This window comes from Streptomyces sp. NPDC052396 (assembly GCF_044593195.1).
Taxonomy (GTDB): domain Bacteria; phylum Actinomycetota; class Actinomycetes; order Streptomycetales; family Streptomycetaceae; genus Streptomyces.
The window spans coordinates 1-18,173 of the sequence record NZ_JBIUAW010000007.1; the positions used below are offsets into that span (position 1 = coordinate 1).

The 18,173-nt window shown below is 70.7% G+C and carries 10 protein-coding genes; 7 read left to right on the plus strand and 3 right to left on the minus strand.

The window, feature by feature from the left end; translation table 11 throughout:
• On the minus strand, positions 1–347 hold a 347-nt coding region (locus ACIHFE_RS19185), incomplete at its 3' end, for a helix-turn-helix domain-containing protein (RefSeq protein WP_400108778.1).
• A 143-nt stretch (positions 348–490) separates the two neighbouring features.
• Here ACIHFE_RS19185 and ACIHFE_RS19190 point away from each other — a divergent pair.
• Both ACIHFE_RS19190 and ACIHFE_RS19195 read left to right on the plus strand, forming a co-directional pair.
• A complete protein-coding gene (locus ACIHFE_RS19190) occupies positions 491–1,429 on the plus strand; it encodes an ATP-binding cassette domain-containing protein (protein WP_400108062.1) in 939 nt (312 codons plus the stop codon).
• On the plus strand, positions 1,426–2,190 hold the full coding sequence (locus ACIHFE_RS19195) for an ABC transporter permease (protein ID WP_400108064.1): 765 nt from the start codon (positions 1,426–1,428) through the stop codon (positions 2,188–2,190). The genes ACIHFE_RS19190 and ACIHFE_RS19195 overlap by 4 nt, the downstream gene beginning before the upstream one ends.
• Here ACIHFE_RS19195 and ACIHFE_RS19200 read toward each other — a convergent pair.
• A complete protein-coding gene (locus ACIHFE_RS19200; protein WP_400108066.1) occupies positions 2,174–5,326 on the minus strand; it encodes a BTAD domain-containing putative transcriptional regulator in 3,153 nt (1,050 codons plus the stop codon). The genes ACIHFE_RS19195 and ACIHFE_RS19200 overlap by 17 nt on opposite strands.
• A gap of 299 nt (positions 5,327–5,625) precedes the next feature.
• Entirely contained in the window at positions 5,626–6,468 is an 843-nt protein-coding gene (gene ddaH, locus ACIHFE_RS19205; protein ID WP_400108068.1) for a dimethylargininase, read from the minus strand.
• Positions 6,469–7,203: 735 nt separating this feature from the next.
• Between ddaH and ACIHFE_RS19210 the strand changes: the two genes are divergently transcribed.
• Genes ACIHFE_RS19210 through ACIHFE_RS19230 form a run of 5 tightly spaced genes read left to right on the plus strand, consistent with a single transcriptional unit; the run spans position 7,204 to position 18,168 of the window.
• A complete protein-coding gene (locus ACIHFE_RS19210) occupies positions 7,204–7,434 on the plus strand; it encodes a phosphopantetheine-binding protein (protein ID WP_400108070.1) in 231 nt (76 codons plus the stop codon).
• Positions 7,431–8,681: a cytochrome P450 gene (locus ACIHFE_RS19215; protein WP_400108072.1), complete on the plus strand. Its 1,251-nt coding sequence runs from the start codon at positions 7,431–7,433 to the stop codon at positions 8,679–8,681. Before ACIHFE_RS19210 ends, ACIHFE_RS19215 begins: the two co-directional genes overlap by 4 nt.
• Positions 8,678–9,415, plus strand: a complete 738-nt coding sequence (locus tag ACIHFE_RS19220) for a thioesterase II family protein (RefSeq protein WP_400108074.1) — start codon at positions 8,678–8,680, stop codon at positions 9,413–9,415. The genes ACIHFE_RS19215 and ACIHFE_RS19220 overlap by 4 nt, the downstream gene beginning before the upstream one ends.
• Positions 9,416–9,440: 25 nt before the next feature.
• Positions 9,441–12,566 carry a type I polyketide synthase gene (locus tag ACIHFE_RS19225; protein WP_400108076.1) on the plus strand — a complete coding sequence of 1,042 codons (3,126 nt, stop codon included), beginning with the start codon at positions 9,441–9,443 and terminating at the stop codon, positions 12,564–12,566.
• A gap of 40 nt (positions 12,567–12,606) precedes the next feature.
• A complete protein-coding gene (locus ACIHFE_RS19230; protein WP_400108078.1) occupies positions 12,607–18,168 on the plus strand; it encodes an SDR family NAD(P)-dependent oxidoreductase in 5,562 nt (1,853 codons plus the stop codon).
• The last annotated feature ends 5 nt before the right edge of the window (positions 18,169–18,173 follow it).

The window sequence follows — 18,173 nt, forward strand, 5'->3', positions numbered from 1 at the left end:
ATCGACCGCGTCGACCAGTGCGTCGCGTTTTTCGGCTTCGTCTCCAGCGTCCTGGTGACGACAGCGGCGACTTGCTCGTCGGTCACCGTTCGGGGTCCGCCCGAGCGGGGCATGTCTCCCAGGCCGGCGATCCTGTGCTCGACGAACCGTGCCCGCCACCGGCCCACCGCATGAGGTGTCGAACTCAGACGGAAGGCAACGTCCTTGTTCGAAGCGCCCGTTGAGCACTCCAGGATGATCCGGCACCGCAAGGCCCATGCCTGCGGCGTGGACCGACGCCGCACCCACCTTTCCAGTGCAGCCCGTTCCTCGTTCGACAGCGTTAATTCGGCCAGCGGCCGCCCCATACGTGCCACGAGGCAACTCTACTCATCTGAACAGGATTCCTGACTCGGCAGACTAGGTGCTGTCGATGTACTGGAACACCGTGTCAGAGGTCATGTCAGGGGCGTGACAGGAACGTGTCAGGCCCGGTGGGGATGGTGGGCACATGAAAAGTTCAGCAATCGCGGTTTCGGGACTGCGCAAGGCGTTCGGCGACAAAGTCGTGCTCGATGGCATCGACTTCGATGTCGCCGCGGGATCGGTATTTTCCATGCTCGGCCCGAACGGGGCGGGCAAGACGACGACGGTGAACGTCCTGACGACGTTGCTGAAGGCCGACGCCGGGACGGCGCGCGTCGCAGGGCACGACGTGGCGGCCGCGACCAAGGAGGTACGCGCGGCCATCGGCGTGACCGGTCAGTTCGCCGCGGTGGACGAGCTGCTGTCGGGCCGGGAGAACCTGCAGCTGATGGCGGATCTGAAGCGTGTGCGCGCCGGTGAGAAGCTGGTCCAGCGGCTGCTGGAGCGGTTCGACCTGGTGGAGTCGGCGGACAAGATGGCGGCGACCTACTCCGGGGGCATGAAGCGGAAGCTGGACCTGGCGATGACGCTGGTCGGCGACCCGAAGATCATCTTCCTGGACGAGCCGACGACGGGTCTCGACCCGCGCAGCCGGCGCACGATGTGGGGGATCGTCCGCGACCTGGTGGCCGACGGCACCACCATCTTCCTCACCACCCAATACCTCGAGGAAGCCGACCAGCTCGCCGACCGGATCGTGGTGCTCGACCAGGGCCGCCTGGTCGCCCAGGGCACCCCCGAGGAGCTCAAGCGCCAGGTCCCCGGCACCCACGTCCGGCTCCGGTTCGCCGACCTCGACGACCTCGACACGGCGGCGAGGGTCCTGGCCGGGGCCATGCGGGACGAACAGGAGCTGACCCTGCGGGTACCCAGCGACGGTGAGTCGAGGTCGCTGCGGTCCCTGCTGGACCGGCTCGACGAGCACATGATCAACGCCCAGGAGTTTTCCGTGCACACACCGGACCTCGACGACGTCTTCCTCGCCCTGACCGGGCGCACGAGCACCGAGGCGGTCGCCAAGTGAACAGTGCCTCAACGCCGTTCGGCGACACGATGATCATGCTGCGCCGCAACTTCAAGCACACGGTCCGGTATCCGGTCACGCTGTTCAACGCGATTTTCCTGCCCATCATCATCATGCTCATGTTCGTCTGGGTGTTCGGCGGCGCCTTCGACGTCAAGGGCAAATACATCAACTACGCGGTGCCGGGCATGCTCGTGATGGCCATCACCTACGGGCTGTCGCCAACCGCGGCCGCCGTTAACGGCGACATGACCAAGGGCATCATCAACCGGTTCAAGGCCATGGACGTCTCTCATGGCGCGGTGCTCGCCGGACATGTCGTCACCACCACCCTGCGCAGTCTGGTCGCCATCGCGGGCATCATCGGAGTCGGATTCCTGATGGGATTCCGTCCGCATGCGAGCTTCGCCCAGTGGCTCGGCGTGACGGGCCTTGTGCTGTTGCTCGCTTTCGCGGCCAGCTGGCTCACGGTCGCCCTGGGCCTGAGTGCGAAGACCGTGGAAGCGGCGGGCATGGCCACCACGCCGCTGATCCTGCTGCCATTCCTGAGCAGCACCTTCGTCCCCGCGGACACGATGGCGGCCGGCGTGCGGCAGTTCGCGGAGTACCAGCCCTTCACTCCGATCATCGAGACGCTGCGCAGGCTGCTGGCGGGGGAGGACCCCTCGAGCGGCAAGCTGCTCGCGGCCATCGCCTGGTGCGTCGGACTCACCCTCGTCGGCTATGTGTGGTCGGTCTCCACGTTCAAGAAGCGAGCGTGACCTCGACCAGCTGAGACCAGTTGGCCCGCGCCCCCTCCCGAGCCGCCTTGGCGAACCACGCGTCGCCGAGGCGGCGCCGCGCTGTCTGCTCGATCCGGGCCACGTCCGGGTGGGAGCGATCCTGCAGCCCGCGTACGCCCGCGCTCGCCGCGAGCAGCCGCACGGCCTGCTCATGCTCGTCGCGGCGCAGCGCCAGGTCCGCGACCCCGACGAGTACCTGCGCGATCAGCGGCGCGTGTCCCGCCTCGGACGCCGCCCGGCAGGCCGCCGCGCGGTGCGCCCGGGCCTCGCCGAGGTCTTCGGCGAGGTAGCCGAGCAGGTCGTGCGTCACCGCGCGGATGTTCGCCTGCTTCGCTTCGTCGCCCAGCTTGGCCGTCGCGACGCCGAGTTGCCGGTACGCCTCCTCGGCGTTGCCGCTCCACCGGGCGAGTTCCGCCTTCGAGAGGGCCAGCCCGGCCAGCGCGCCCGGCCAGGTGACCTGCTCCGCGTACCGCTCCGCCTCGGCGATGGCGGCCGCACAGGCATCCTCGTCGCCCTGCAGCCAGTACAGCTGCGCCTGCAGCGCCCGCATGCGGATGACGTCCTCGGTGGCACCGACCTCGGTGACGACCGCGATCGCCTGTTCATAGTGCTCGCACGCACTGGCGAACTCGCCGCGCACGGCTATCCGGCTCGCCAGCTCCGTCAGGGCGAACGAGATCCCGAACCGCTCACCGAGCGCCCGGAACTCGGCGAGTGCCATCTCCAGATACGCGTCAGCGTCCCGCCCGTCCCGGCCGAGCATGATCCGCATCTTGCCCAGGTGCAGCCGGGCCAGCGCACGGGCCCAGGGGTCCTCGTCGTCCAGCAGCGATTCGAACGCGGGCAGGAACGCGTCCGGCGCCTGCAGCATGCGTTCCAGCGGGGCGACCAACCCCAGCAGCGGGTGGCTGCGCTGGCTGGACCGGCTGCGCTGGCTGAACCGGTGCGCCTTGTGGATCCACTCCGCGGCCTGGTGCTCATCGCCCGGCCCGGAGTTCACAAACATCGAGATGAGGGCGTAGACCGTGGCCCGGATCTCGTCGGCCACCTCGCCGGGCGCCCTGGTGGCCGCGGTGAGCAGCTCCATGCCCTCGGTCTTGTGCCCGCTGAGCCACCAGTACCAGCCGGCGCCCGCCGCGAGCCGCATCGCCGCCTGCGCCTCGCCCGCGGCGAGCGCGCCGCGCATGGCCGCACTGATGTTGTCGTGCTCGGTCTCCAGCGTGGCGAGCCACTCCAGTTGCTCGGCGCGGCGCAGATGCGGCTCCGCGGTCTCGGCGAGCTCGGTGAAGCAGGCCAGGTGCGCGCGGCGGGCCCGGTCCGATTCCCCCGCCTCCGCGAGCCGGTGCCGGGCGTACTCCTTGATCGTGCCGATCATGCGGTAGCGCGGGACGCTGTCGGCCTCGGCGAGCAGTAGCGACTTCTCGGTCAGTGCGGTGAGCAGCTCGAGCACCTGCTCCTGTTCGACCACGTTGCCCGCGCAGACCCGTTCGGCCGCCTCCAGGCTCGCCCCGCCGGAGAACACCGACAGCCTGCGCAGGACCACCCGCTCGGCGTGGGTGAGCAGCTCCCAGCTCCAGTCGACAGCCGCGCGCAGCGTCTTGTGCCGTGGCAGCGCGGTCCGGCTGCCGCTGGTCAGCAGGCGGAACCGGTCGTCGAGCCGGTTGGCGAGCTGGTCGATGGACATGGTGCGCAACCGGGCCGCGGCCAGTTCGATCGCCAGCGGCATCCCGTCCAGCGCCCGGCAGACGCGCGCCATCGTCGCCAGCGTGTGGGCGTCCACCGCGAGATCCCGGCGCACCGCCCCGGCCCGGTCCCGCAGCAACTGGACGGCCGGCGAGGACTCGATCTCACCCGCGCCCGCGCCCCCCTCCGGCAGGGCCAGCGGCTCGACCTGCCACAGTGCCTCCCCGGTGATGCCGAGCGGTTCCCGGCTCGTCGCCAGGATCCGCAGCCGCCGGCACTCCCCGAGCACCCGGTGGGCGAACACCGCCGCGGACTCGATCACATGCTCGCAGTTGTCCAGGACCAGCAGCGCTTCCCGCTCGCGGATCGCGGCGATGAGCCGGTCCGTCAGCTCCGCGTTGGGGGCCCCGCCGAGCAGGGCGTCCCGGAGGCCGAGCCCGGCGAGCGTCGCCTGCGCCACGTCGCCGTCCGCGCCGATGGCGGCGAGTTCCACCAGCCAGGCCCCGTCCGGCAGATCGTCGAGCAGCGTGCGCGCGGTCTCCGTGGCCAGCCTGGTCTTCCCTGAGCCGCCCGGCCCGATCACGGTGGTGAGCCGGTGCTCGGCGATGAGCTCGCGGACCGCGGCGACATCGGCGCCCCGGCCGACCAAGGTGGTCAGCTCGGCACGCAGGTTGGTCTTGCGGCTGTCCTTCCGCTGCCCCAGCTCGCCCCGCAGCAACGCGACGTGCAGCGCGGCCAGCTCCGGCGAGGGGTCAGCGCCCAGCGCGTCGGCCAGGGACTCCCTGGCGCGCTGGTACACCAGCAGCGCCTCGCTGTCGCGGCCGGCCGCGACGAGGGCGCGCATCAGCGCGGCGACGAGCCGCTCCCGTACCGGGTGCGCGGCCACCAGGTCGGTCAGCTCTGTGACCATCTCCGCACCGCGCCCAAGGGCGATCTCCGCGTCGACCCGCTCCTCCATGGCGGTCAGGCGCAGTCCCTCCAGCCTGACGACCGCGGCGTCCAGCGCGGCGCTGTCCTGCAGACCGACGTCCTGCATGGCCGCACCGCGCCACAGCTCGAGGGCCTCGCGCAGCAGCCGCACCCGCCGGGGACTGTCCTCGGCGCGGGCCCGGCCCGCGATGACAAGGCGTTCGAACCGCACGGCGTCGACGGCGTCGGGCTCCACCGTCAATCGGTAGCCGTCCGTATGCCCTTCGATCGCGCCGTCCGGCAGTGCCTTCCGCAGCCGGGAGACCAGACGCTGCAGAGCGTTCGTCGCATCGGCGGGCGGGCGTTCCCCCCAGATCCAGTCGACGAGCGACGCCTTCGGGACCGCGTGACCCGTCCTGAGCGCGAGGGCGATCAGCAGTCCGCGCAGCCGTGCGCCCGGCACGTCGGCCAAGCCGCCGTCGTCCGTACGAACCTCGAATGGACCCAGCATCCCGATCTGCACCTGCTGATTTTGCCATGGTCATTCGGCAGGCATCCACTTGCCGATACTTTACGGGAAATTGGCGTGATAACGAGGTTGAACTGGTGCCGGGGGGCCAGGACTTGACTCCCAAAAAGTAACAAGTCCGGGAAAGCGTGCGGGTGGAGACCCCGAAAGGTTCGAGTGGGGCCGGACGGCTGTCCACGTCGGCCGCACCCTGCGCGGCGTGTGACGGCCCTCGCTCCTCCCCGTGTATCGGTGCGGGCTGTCCCGTCGGAGGGCAGCCCGCAGACCGCGCCGCCCTCACACAACCCCGCGCGTCATCCCCGGAGTTCGAGCGTGCAGCACTTGACGCTGCCCCCGGCCTTCAGCAACTCGGTGAGATCGGCGCCGATGGGGTGGTAGCCGCGCTCGCGCAACTTCGCCGCGAGGCCGGTGGCCGCCCGCGGCAGGACGACGTTGCGGCCGTCCGACAACGCGTTGAGGCCGAACACGGCGGCATCCGCCTCTTCGGCGTGGATCGCGTCCGGGTACCGCTCGGCGAGTACTGCCCGGCTCTCCGGGGAGAACGCCTCCGGGTAGTACATGATCTCCTCGTCCCCGAGCACCGCCAGTGCCGTGTCGAGGTGGTAGAACCGCGGATCGACGAGGGTCAGGCCGGTCACGGGGCGCCCGAAGAACTCGCGCACCTCGTCATGGGCCCGAGGGTCGGAGCGGAAGCCGGTGCCGGCCAGGATCTCCCCGCCCGTGAAGAGGAAGTCGCCCTCGCCCTCGTTGACATACTCCGCCTGCTTGACGGTGGACCAGCCGCCGCGGCCGAACCACTCCAGATAGGCCGCGGACTCGTCCGTGCGCTGGGGATGCCGGAAGCGGGCGACGAGCACCTTGCCGTCCACGACGATGGCGCCGTTCGCGGCGAAGACCATGTCGGGAAGCCCCGGTACGGGCTCGATCAGCTGTATGTCATGGCCCAGACCGACGAAGGTGTCGAACAGGTCTTTCCACTGGGCCAGTCCGGTGTCTGCCGAGGTGGGGCGGTCCGGGTCCATCCACGGATTGATCGAGTAGGTGACGTCGAAGTAGGTGGGGCGGCACATCAGATAACGTCGGGGCGACGCCTTTCGCTGCTCTTGCGCCGTCTGGTCCGACTGTATGTGCGACACCTTGGCTTCCCTTCTGCCGGTGAAATACCGAGACTTTCGGAACCGATTCCGAAGCGGTTCCAGAGTGAGAATGGAATAACGTAGCGGCACCGGAGTCAATGCTCATTCGATTCACGGTGATCCCAGCGTGAATTCAGTCCCGATGCGGCCCGGCAGCGAAGTCGAGTGCCGGCGGTGAAGGACCGCTGCCGCCCGGAGCGGTGGCTGCCCGCCACGCCCGACGCGCCGCCGGGCAGATCCCGGACAGTGCGGGGCCACACCAACGGCACGGTCGCAGACGGAGGTTGGCGGCGTCCGGCCTGCGCTCCGGGCAGTCGGCACCGGCGCGAGTGCAGGCACCCGCATTACTGTCCTGTCGGCAGGACAACCGCTGCCCGGCAGGATGTCCGCACAGTCGTCTCTTGCACTGGGTTTCCCCGGCCAATTACCTTGGCGTCGCGAGAATGCTTCAACAGCCGCTCACCGCAGAGTTCTTCGAGTGGCAGCCCGCCTACTGCTGACATCGCAATATGCTGCGCAGATTTGTCTCGCCGGCGGGACAGTGAAAAGGACACAGGGGCTCAGTGCCCGTGACGGCGATGACGGTCCGGAATGGGGCCGGCAATGGTGTGGGCGGGCCCGCACTCCCGCCGGCGGAGGAAAGAGAGGCTGGCAATGGAATCGTCGCCGCAGGTCCACCGGCGAGGTGGGCAGGACGAGGTGTCAGAACGGCAAGCCGCGCCTTCGAGTGCGCCGGTGTCACTTGTGCGGGAGATCTCGGCGCTGTGGGGGGCGTACCTCGGCGGTCGCGAGGTCGGGGCGGAGGACGACTTCTTCGCGCTCGGCGGTAATTCACTGACCGGGATCAAGATCATCGACCGGGTGGCCCAGGACTACGGCGTTCAGCTGTCCGTGCGCGACTTCTACCTGGCGCAGACCCCGGCCCGGGTTGCCGAGCTGATCGAGCAGGGGAGGGCGCGACTGTGAGGTTGACGCCGGGTGCCGCGCGCGACATCGACCTCGACCGCGTCGACCTGTTCGACCTGGACCTCTACACCTCGGGTGATCCGCACCCGATCTGGGACGTGATGCGGGCGAAGGCGCCCCTGCACCACCAAGTCCTGCCGGACGGCCGGGAGTTCTGGTCGGTCACCCGCTACGACGACGTCTGCCGTGTGCTCGGCGACCACCAGGAGTTCACCTCGGAGCGCGGCACGGTACCCACCCACCTCGGGACGGACGACGTCGCGGCCGGCGTGCTGCTGACGTCCACCGACCCGCCGCGGCACACCGAGGTCCGCAGGCCGATCGGCGCCAAGCTCACCGCGCGGGCGGTGAAGTCCTGGGAGGACTCGATCCGGCGATCGATCGTGCGGTTCCTCGAGCCGGCGCTCGACGGTGGCACCTTCGACCTGGCCGAGAAGGCACTGCTCCTCCCGGCGATGGTCACGGGCCCGCTCCTCGGGATCCCGGAGAAGGACTGGGAAGAACTCGTCCAACTGACCGCGATGGTGACGGCTCCCTCGGACCCGCACTTCCAGCAGGGCAGCGAGGCGGCGACCCTGGCGATCGCCCACCATGAACTCGTCACTTATGTCAAGGAGTGGGTCAAGACGCGGCGGGCGGCCGGAGACGAGGACGACAGCCTGCTCCACCACCTCATGAGCGTCCGCCCGGGAGGCGCGCCGCTGACCGACGAGGAGATCGCCCTCGACGGCTACAGCATTCTCCTGGGCGCCAATGTGACGACGCCGCACACCGTCTCGGGCACGGTGCTCGCGCTCATCGAGCGGCCCGAGCAGTTCGCCAAGGCGCAGGCCGACCCTTCGCTGGTCCCGAACCTGGTCGAGGAAGGGCTGCGTTGGTCATCGCCCGCATGTAACTTCATGCGGTACGCGGTGGGCGACACCCGGATCGGCGGGGGCACCATCCCGGCCCGTGGCGCGGTCGTCGCGTGGATCGGTTCGGCCAACCGGGACGAGTCCCAGTTCACCGATCCGCATGAGTTCGACATCACGCGAAGCGGCGCCAACCGCCAGGTGGCGTTCGGGTTCGGACCGCACTACTGCATCGGGGCACCGCTGGCCCGGATGACCCTGCGCATCTTCTTCGAGGAACTGCTCCAGCGGTTCGCATCGATCGACCTCGACGGCGAACCACAGCATCTGCGGTCGTACTTCATCGCCGGGATGACCCACCTCCCCATCGTCGCCCAGAAACGAAAGACGCCATGACATCCGGCTCCACCGCCGCCACGTCGCCGTGGTTCGTCCGGCCGCAGTCCACCGACCACCCCGCCCGGATCTTCTGCTTCCCCTTCTCCGGGTCCGGGGCCTCGGCCTTCAGCGCCTGGCCGGCCGTGATCGACAGCGCCGAGGTCTGCCCGGTGCAGTCCCCGGGCCGCGAGAACCGGTTGGCCGAAGCCCACTACGGCACCTATGAGAACCTCGCCGCCGGCCTGGTCGAATCCCTGGTGCCGCTGCTCGACCGGCCGTTCGCGTTCTTCGGGCACTGCGCGGGTGCGCTGCCGGCGTTCGAGACCGTGGTCCGGCTCGCCGAACTGGGCCTGCCGGAGCCCGAGTGCCTCTTTGTGTCGGGCCAGCCCGCACCGCACGACGCCGCGGGCGACCGGATGCTCACCATGACCGAGCCCGAGCTGCGCGCCGAGCTGGAGTCGTTCCTCCGCGGCCGGGGGCTCGAACCGCGGCCGGACATGATCGATCTGGGCATGCTCGTGCTGCTCCGTGATCTCGCCGCCGCGCGTGCGTACCGGCGGACGGAGCCGGTCGCGGTGCGCTGCCCCATCGTCGTACTGCACTGGCGGGACGACCCCGATGTGAGTCTCGACGCACTGGAGGGGTGGCGTAGGTACTCGGGATCGGTCGACATCCGGGCGGTCGACGGCGGCCACTACGACTTCATGAACGCTCCGGACGAATTGCTGAAGCTGTTGAGCTCATGGCGGTGAAAGCAGTGCAGCCCGTGAGAGCCGTGTGTCGAGGGAACCGGAAGGGGTTCGCATGAGTGGCGCAGCCACTGATATCGCCGTCATCGGGATGTCGTGCCGCTTCCCCGGTGTGCGCAGCCCGGATGAATTCTGGCGCTTGCTGCTCGACGGGAAGTCGACCATCGGAAGGTTTCCCGAGCATCGGGCGGTCGACTCCAGCCGCATGTCCCACCCGGACGCCGCCACGGTGAACTCGGGTTCGTTCCTCGACTCCATCGACGGGTTCGACGCGGAGTTCTTCGGAACGGGGTCGGCGGAGGCGGCCGCCATGGACCCTGTGCAGCGGCTGGGGCTGGAGCTCGCCTGGGAGGCTGTCGAAGACGCCCGTATACCGGCGACCGCGCTGGCGGGCCGTGAGATCGATGTCGTGGTCGGCGCCGCGCCCTCCGGGTACGAGCTGTTGCGCAAGATGTCCGGCAGCGACCGGGACGACCATTACGCCGCACTCGGTTCGAGCGGTGCGCTGATCGCCAACCGGATCTCGAGCCTGTTCGATGTCCGCGGCATGAGTTTCTGCGCGGACTCGGGCCAGTCCTCCTCACTTGTGTCGCTGGCGCTGACGTGCGAACGGATACGGAGCGGCGCGGTCGACATGGCGATCGCGGGTGGCGTGCACCTGGTCGCCGATCCGGAAGCGGGACTCGGCCTGGCGAATCTGGGTGCCTTGTCGCCCGATGGCGACTGCTTCCCCTTCGATGAACGGGCCAACGGCTTCGTCCGGGGCGAGGGCGGGGCGTTCGTCCTGCTGAAGCGGCTCGACCTGGCCGTCGCCGATGGTGATCACATCTACGCGGTGGTGCGCGGCTGGGGCGTCGGCAGTGGTGGTGCGTCCTCACGGATGCCGGACCCCAGCCCCAGCGGGCAGGCCGCAGCCGTGCTGTCCGCTCTCAAACGCGCGGCCGTTCCGTTCGACGGTGTCGACTACATCGAGGCCCACGGCACCGGCACACGACTCGGCGATCCGGCTGAGATATCCGGACTGCGCGAGGTGTTCCGGGAAAGCGGGCGGAGCCGCCCCCTGGTGATCGGCTCGGTGAAGGCGAATGTCGGGCACCTGGAGCCGGCCGCGGGGATCGTCGGCTTTGTGAAGGCAGCGCTCTGCGTGGACCGCGCCCACCTGGTTCCGAACCCCAACTTCCGATCTCCGAATCCCGCCATCCCGGATTTCCGGGAGGACTTCGAGGTGCTCCAGGCCGCGCGGCCCTGGCCGGGCACGCCGGGCCGGCCGCGGCGGGCAGGGGTGTCGTCGGTCGGGATGGGGGGCACCAACGCGCATGTGCTCCTCGAACAGGCACCGGAGGAGCAGACGGGATCCCGTGCCACAGCTGAGGGTTCGGCCTCCGGGGGCGTATCCGGGGCGGTGCCGTGGGTGCTGTCCGCACGGACGGAGCCGGCACTGCGGGAGCAGGCGGCGCGGTTGCGGGATCTGGTGGCCGCGGACGCGTCGCTTTCGGCGGCCGATGTGGGGCATTCGCTGGCGTCGACGCGGTCGTTGTTCGAGCACCGGGCGGTGGTGCTGAGCGGCGGCCGTGCGGAGGCGCTGGCCGGTCTCGACCTGGTGGCGGCGGGCGGTGATTCGGCGAGGGTGGTTCGCGGGGTGGCCACGGGGCCGGTGGGTCCGGTCGTCTTCGTTTTCCCCGGCCAGGGATCGCAGTGGCTGGGCATGGGAAGGCAGCTGTACGCGGAGTCGGAGGTTTTCGCGCGCTCGATCGATGAGTGCGCGCGTGCTCTGGCGCCGTGGCTGGACTGGTCACTGGTGGACCTGGTGACCGGTGCGGAGTCGGCGCCTTCGCTGGAGCGCGGGGATGCCGTGGTCCAGCCGGCGCTGTTCGCGATGATGGTGTCCCTGGCGCGGGTATGGCGGTCGCTGGGAGTGGTCCCCGACGCGGTGGTGGGGCACTCGCAGGGAGAGATCGCCGCGGCGTGCGCCTCGGATGCGCTCTCCCTGGAGGACGCGGCGCGCATGGTCGCCCTGCGCAGCCAGGCATTGACCGAGCTGGCCGCCCTGGGCGGGATGAACGCGGTGGCCGCGCCCCTCACCTGGGTTGAGGACCGGTTGAGGCGGTGGTCCGGGCGGCTCTCCGTGGCCGCGGTCAACGGGCCGGCTTCCGTGGTGATCTCCGGGGACCTTGAGGCGTTGGACCAGTTCGCCGCGATGGCGGCCGGTGACGGTGTCCGGGTGCGCCGGGTCAGAATCGAGTACGCGTCACACTCCCACCAGGTCGAACGCATCCGTGATCGTGTGCTTGAGGCCACCGCGGGTGTCTCGCCGAGGGAAACAGCGGTGGAGTTCCACTCCACGGTCACCGGGGGGCCGCTCGACACACGCCGGCTCGACAGCTCGTACTGGTACGACAACCTGCGCTCGATGGTGCGTTTCGGCGAGGTGATCGAGCACCTGATGCGTGACCGCGGCGGTGTGTTCCTGGAAGTCAGCCCGCATCCGGTGCTCGCGGTGGCGATGGAGGAGACCGCCGACGCGCTGGCGGCCTCGCCGGTGGTGGCAGGCACCCTGCACAAGGACGACGGGAGCGCGAGCAAGATCCTGGCGTCGCTGGCCGAACTGCATGTGCGTGGTGTGCCGGTGAACTGGGAGGCGGTGTTCGCCGCGGACCGGCCGCGCCGGATCGGCCTGCCGGCCTACCCGTTCCAGCGGCAGCGGTACTGGCTGACGGCACCCGATGACGCCGCCACGAACACGGACTCCGCCGCGCGGACGAGCGGATCGGGCGCGAGCACCAGGGCAGCGGACCTGGGTTCGGAATCGTCGGTCCTCAAGCTCGTATGCGTCGAAGCGGCAGCGGTGCTGAGCGTGAAGGACGGGGATCTGACGGGTGCCGATCTTTCGGCGAGGTCGACCGACACCTTCAAGGACCTGGGCTTCGACTCCTCGATGGCCGTGCGGCTCCGCAACCGGCTCGCCGCGGCGGCCGGAGTGCGGCTGCCGGCCACCATCGCGTTCACCTATCCCACTCCGCGAACGCTCGGTCGCCACATCTTCTCCCTCCTCCAGCCCGAGGCGCCTGACGCCCCGGAATCGGCGGAGGAAACCAGCCTGGAAAGCCGCAGTGATGACGATCTGTACGCATTGATCGACCGCGGATACGTGTAGCCACACCTGTTCTTCTAAGCAACCGTTGGGGGAGGCCCTGGTGGAGGATGTCGACAAGCTCCGGTCCTACTTGCGACGCGCCGTCGGCGATGCGCAGCAACTGCGCGAGCGGGTGCGCGAGTTGGAGGAGTCCGCTCGCGAGCCCATCGCGGTCGTGGGTGCGGGGTGTCGCTTCCCGGGTGGGGTGACATCCCCCGAAGGACTGTGGGGAGTCGTGTCCAACGGGGTGGACGCGATGGGCGACTTCCCGTCGGACCGTGGCTGGGACGTGGAGGCGCTCTACGACCCGGATCCCGAGGCGCATGGGAAGACGTACACCCGCTCCGGCGGATTCCTGCCCGATCTCGCGGAGTTCGACGCGGCCTTCTTCGGGATCAGCCCGCGGGAAGCGCTGGCGATGGATCCCCAGCAGAGGCTGATGCTGGAGACCTCGTGGGAAGCGCTGGAACGGGCGGGCATCGACCCGGCCGGGTTGCGCGGTTCGGCGACCGGGGTGTTCACCGGGATCTACGCGGTGGACTACGGCCCGCGGCTGGGCAGCGGGGCGGCCGGCGAGGTGGAGGGCTTCGCGATCGCGGGGACGTACACCAGCGTGGCCTCGGGCCGGGTGGCGTATGTGCTGGGGCTGGAGGGCCCGGCGGTGTCCATCGACACCGCGTGCTCGTCGTCGCTGGTCGCCGTCCACCAGGCCGTGCGGTCCCTGCGGTCCGGGGAGTGCACGCTGGCGCTGGCCGGTGGCGTGTCGGCGCTGCCGACTCCGGGGATGTTCGTGGAGGCCGCCCGGCAGCGGGGTCTGTCGGCCGACGGACGGTGCAAGTCGTTCGCGGCGGCGGCCGACGGAACCGGCTGGGGCGAGGGCGCCGGCGTGCTGGTGCTGGAGCGGCTGTCGGACGCGCTGCGCCATGGGCGCCGGGTCCTGGCGGTGATCCGGGGCTCGGCGGTCAACCAGGACGGGGCGTCCAACGGACTGACCGCGCCGAGCGAACTGGCGCAGCGGCGGGTCATCCGGGCGGCCGTGGCCGATGCCGGGCTGTCGCTCGGCGAGGTGGACGCGGTGGAAGCGCATGGGACCGGCACCAAGCTGGGTGACCCCATTGAGGCGGAGGCGCTGCTGGCCACCTACGGGCAGGACCGGGATCCCGGCAGCCCGCTGTGGCTGGGCTCGCTGAAGTCGAACATCGGCCACACCCAGGCGGCCGCGGGCGTCGGCGGAATCATCAAGATGATGATGGCGATGCGCCATGGGGTGCTGCCCAGGACGCTGCATGTGGACCGTCCGACCCCGCATGTGGACTGGTCGGCCGGGGCGGTGGAGCTGCTGACCGAGGCCAGACAGTGGCCCAGCACCCCGGGGCGGCCCCGGCGTGCGGGCGTGTCGTCCTTCGGGGTCAGCGGCACCAATGCGCATCTCATCCTGGAGCAGGCACCGGAGGAGGCAGCGGCTCGTCCGGCCGCGGACTCCGCCACCGGTGCCCCCGGAGCGGTGCCATGGGTGCTGTCGGCGCGGTCGGCGGACGCGCTGCGGGAGCAGGCGCTGCGGCTGCGGGACAGCGTGGCCGCGGACCCGGACCTGCCGGTCGCGGGGGTGGGGCAGGCGCTGGTGACGACACGATCGCTGTTCGAGCACCGCCAGGTGGTGATCGGCGCGGACCGGGACGAGCTGCTCGCCGGCCTGGCCGCCGCTGCCGAGGGGGCCAGGAACCCCGCCGGGGTGGTCTCCGGCGTCGCCAAGCCGGTGGGCGGGACGGTGTTCGTCTTCCCGGGCCAGGGGTCCCAATGGGTGGGAATGGGGCGCGAGTTGTGGGAGTCGAGCCCGGTCTTCGCCGAGCAGATGCGGGCGTGCGCGGAAGCGCTGGAGCCATGGGTGGACTGGTCGGTGATCGACACCGTGTGCGGCGGGCCAAAGGCGGCGGACCTGGACCGGATCGACGTCGTCCAGCCGCTGCTGTTCGCGGTGATGGTGTCGCTGGCGCGGGTGTGGGGTTCGCTGGGCGTGACGCCGGACGCGGTGATCGGTCACTCCCAGGGTGAGATCGCCGCGGCCTGCGCCGCGGGCGCCCTGACCCTGCCGGACGCGGCCAGGATCGTGGCCCTGCGGTCCCGGCTGCTGACCACGACCACCCAGGACGGCGGCATGGCCGGGATCGTGGCGCCCCAGGACCGGGTGCGGGAGCTGCTGAGGCCGTGGGAGTCCCGGGTCGCGATCGCCGCGGTCAACGGACCGTACTCGACGTCGGTCTCCGGTGAGGCCTCGGCAGTGCGGGAACTGGTCGCGCACTGTGAATCCCAGGGCGTTCGCGCGCGGTGGATCCCGGCGAGCGTGCCCGGCCACTCGCCGCTGATGGACCAGTTCGAGGACCGGCTGCTGGACGAGCTGGGCCGGATCACTCCCATGCCCTCGCCGGTGGCGTTCTACTCGACGGTGACCGGTGGACTGATCGACACCACGGAGCTGGACGCCGCCTACTGGTTCCGCAACTTGCGGGAAACGGTCCAGTTCGAAGCCACCATGAAGCGGCTCTTCGAAGCCGGGTACGGCGCGTATATCGAGGCCAGCCCGCACCCGTTGCTCACAGTGAACATCCAGGCGATGCTCGACACCCACCCCGATGCCACCGGAGTGGTGGTGGGTTCGCTGCGCCGCGGCAATGGCGGGCTCGCGCGGTTGTACCGGTCGGCGGCCGAGGCCTTTGTGGCGGGCGTCGCCGTGTCATGGGCGGCGGCGTTCCCTGGCGAGGACGGCCGGTGGGCCGAGTTGCCCACCTATGCCTTCCAGCGGCAGCGCTACTGGCTGAACACGCCCAACGAAACCACCACCGAGAGCACATCGGACCACCCGCTGCTCGATGCCGTGATCGATCTGCCCGAGGACGGAGAGCACGGCGGAGTGGTGGGCAGCGGGCGCCTGTCGCTGGAGCGCCACCCCTGGCTCGCCGGCCATGTGGTCCACGGTGCCGTCCTGGTGCCGGCCGCCGTGCTGGCGGAGCTGGCGGTGTGGGCGGCGCACAAGGCGGGGTGCGATTTCGTCGGCGAACTCACGCTGGAGGCACCGCTGGTGCTGTCGCGTACGGCCGGTCGCGAGATCCGCGTCATGGCCGACGGCAAGCGGGTGATCAGCGTGCACTCCCGGGGCGAGGGCGAATCCGAGTGGACGCGTAACGCCGTCGGGGTCGCCGGGTCCGGCACCGCGGGAGCCGGTCGCGAGGACGACCTCCTCGCATGGCCCCCCGCGGGCGCGGTCGGCGTGCCCTTCGAGGACGAGTACGCCAGGCTGTCCGCCCTCGGGTTCAGCCATGGGCCGCTGTTCCGCGGCCTGAAGAAGGTGTGGCGCCGCGACGACGCGCTGTTCGCGGAGGTGGAGCTGCCCGCGCCCGACGGCACGGACCCGGGCCGGTTCCGGATCCACCCGGCGCTGCTCCATGCCGCGCTGCTCCCGGCCGGCCTGGGGCGGATCGTCGACAACTCCCGGCCCGAAGGCTGGCTGCCGTTCCGCTGCACGGGGATCCGGGTGAACTCCGCTCAGCCGACCGCGCTGCGCGTGCGTCTGGCGCCCGCGGGGGAGAACGCGCTGTCCATGGCCCTCGCGGACCAGAACGGAGCACCCGTCGGCGGCATCGAGTCGCTGACCCTGCGGCCCGTGGACATCGGGAAGCTGACCGAGCTGAGCTTCGACCACCAGGACTCGCTGTTCCAGGTGGACTGGGTCGCGCGCCAGGTCCCGCCCGGGGAAGCGGCGGGCCGGTACGCGGTGCTGGGGGAGCCCGACGCGATCACCGCATCCCTGGGGCAGGGCCGGGCGGTCTTCGCCGGCCTGGGCGAACTCGCCGCCGCCGGCGGGGCGATACCCCCGGTCGTCCTCGCCGGCATCGACCGGTCGGACGCGGGCGCCGGCGACCCCCCGGCCGTCGCCGAGCAGAACCTCCACCGGGTGCTGCGGTGGACGCGGGACTGGCTCTCCGACGACCGGTTCTCCGACTCCCGCCTGGTCATCGTGACGCGGGAGGCCATCCACGACGACGAGGTGCCCCACACCGACCCGGCGGCGGCCGCGATCTGGGGATTTGTGCGCACCGCGCAGACCGAGAACCCGGGCCGGTTCACGCTGGTGGACACCGATGACCACCCCGCTTCGTGGGCGGGCATCCCGGCGGCGGCCGCGACCGGAGAACCTCAGCTCAAGATCCGGGCCGGCCTGGTGACCACCCCCCAACTGGCGCCCGCCCCAAGGCCGTCCGGCCGGGCGGCGGACGGTCCCGGTCTCGGGTCCGGGACGGTGCTGATCACGGGCGGTACCGGCGGCCTGGGGGCCATGCTGGCCCGGCACCTCGTGGCGCGGCACGGCGTGCGCCGGCTGGTGCTGACCAGCAGGCGAGGGCCGGCGGCCGCGGCGGCGGCCGGGCTGCGGGAGGAGCTGACCGCGGCGGGGGCGCGGGTCGAGATCGTCGCCTGCGACGTCACACGCCGCGAATCCGTCGCCGGGCTGATCGCCGCGATGCCGGACGAGCACCCGCTGACGGCGGTGATCCACTGCGCGGCCGCGCTGGACGACGGGGTCGTCGAGGCGCTGACCGAGGACCGCGTGGACGCGGTGCTGGCGCCGAAGACGCACGGCGCCTGGCACCTGCACGAGCTGACCAGGCATCTGGACCTGTCCGCGTTTGTGCTGTTCTCCTCGATCGCGAGTGTGCTCGGGACGGCGGGGCAGGCCAACTACGCGGCGGCCAACGCGTTCCTCAACGGGCTGGCGGAGGCCCGCCGCGCCGAGGGTCTGGCCGCCGGCTCATTGTGCTGGGGTTACTGGGCGGAACGCGGTGAGCTGGGCGCCGGCCTCGTTGAGGCGGACATCGTGCGCCTGCAACGGCAGGGCGTGCAGCCGATGGCCTCGCACGAGGGGCTCGCGCTCTTCGACGCGGCGATCGCACGGAACGAGCCGGTGCTGGTGCCGGCGCGGCTGAACCTCCAGGCGCTGGGCGCACCGCAGGCCGGCCAAGCGGGTGCACCGCTGCTGCGCGGTCTGACCGGGACGCCGGCCGGCCCCGGCGGCCCGGAGAGCCGGGAGGCCACCGACGCCGGAATCGCGCAGCAGGTCAGGTCGCTGCCGCGGGCCGACGCGGAGGCGGTGCTGCTCGATGCCGTCCGGGCGCAGACCGCGATCGTCCTCGGCCACGCCGACACCGGGCGGGTCGGTCCCGCGGTGGCGTTCAAGGATCTCGGGATCGATTCGCTGATGGCGCTGGAACTGCGGAACAAGCTGGCGGAGGTGACCGGTTTGAAGCTGTCCGCCACGCTCGCGTTCGACTATCCGAACCCGAGCGCCCTCGCCCAGTTCCTGACCGCGGGTGTCAGCCCGGGCTCCGCTGGGGAGCCGGAATCTCCGGCCGGCCGCCTGACCAAGGAGATCGAAGGACTGGGCGCCCGGCTGGAGGACGCGTTCCTCGGTCTCGCGGACGAGGACAAGGCCGCCATCTCCACGCTGCTCGGCGAGTTGCAGGGCCGGGTCCGTTCGATGGCGGGCGATGGATCACCGGTCGGCATCGTCGACCGGATCAGTTCGGCATCAGCTGGAGAGCTTCTCTCGCTGCTGGACAAAGAGCTCGGCTAGGGGAG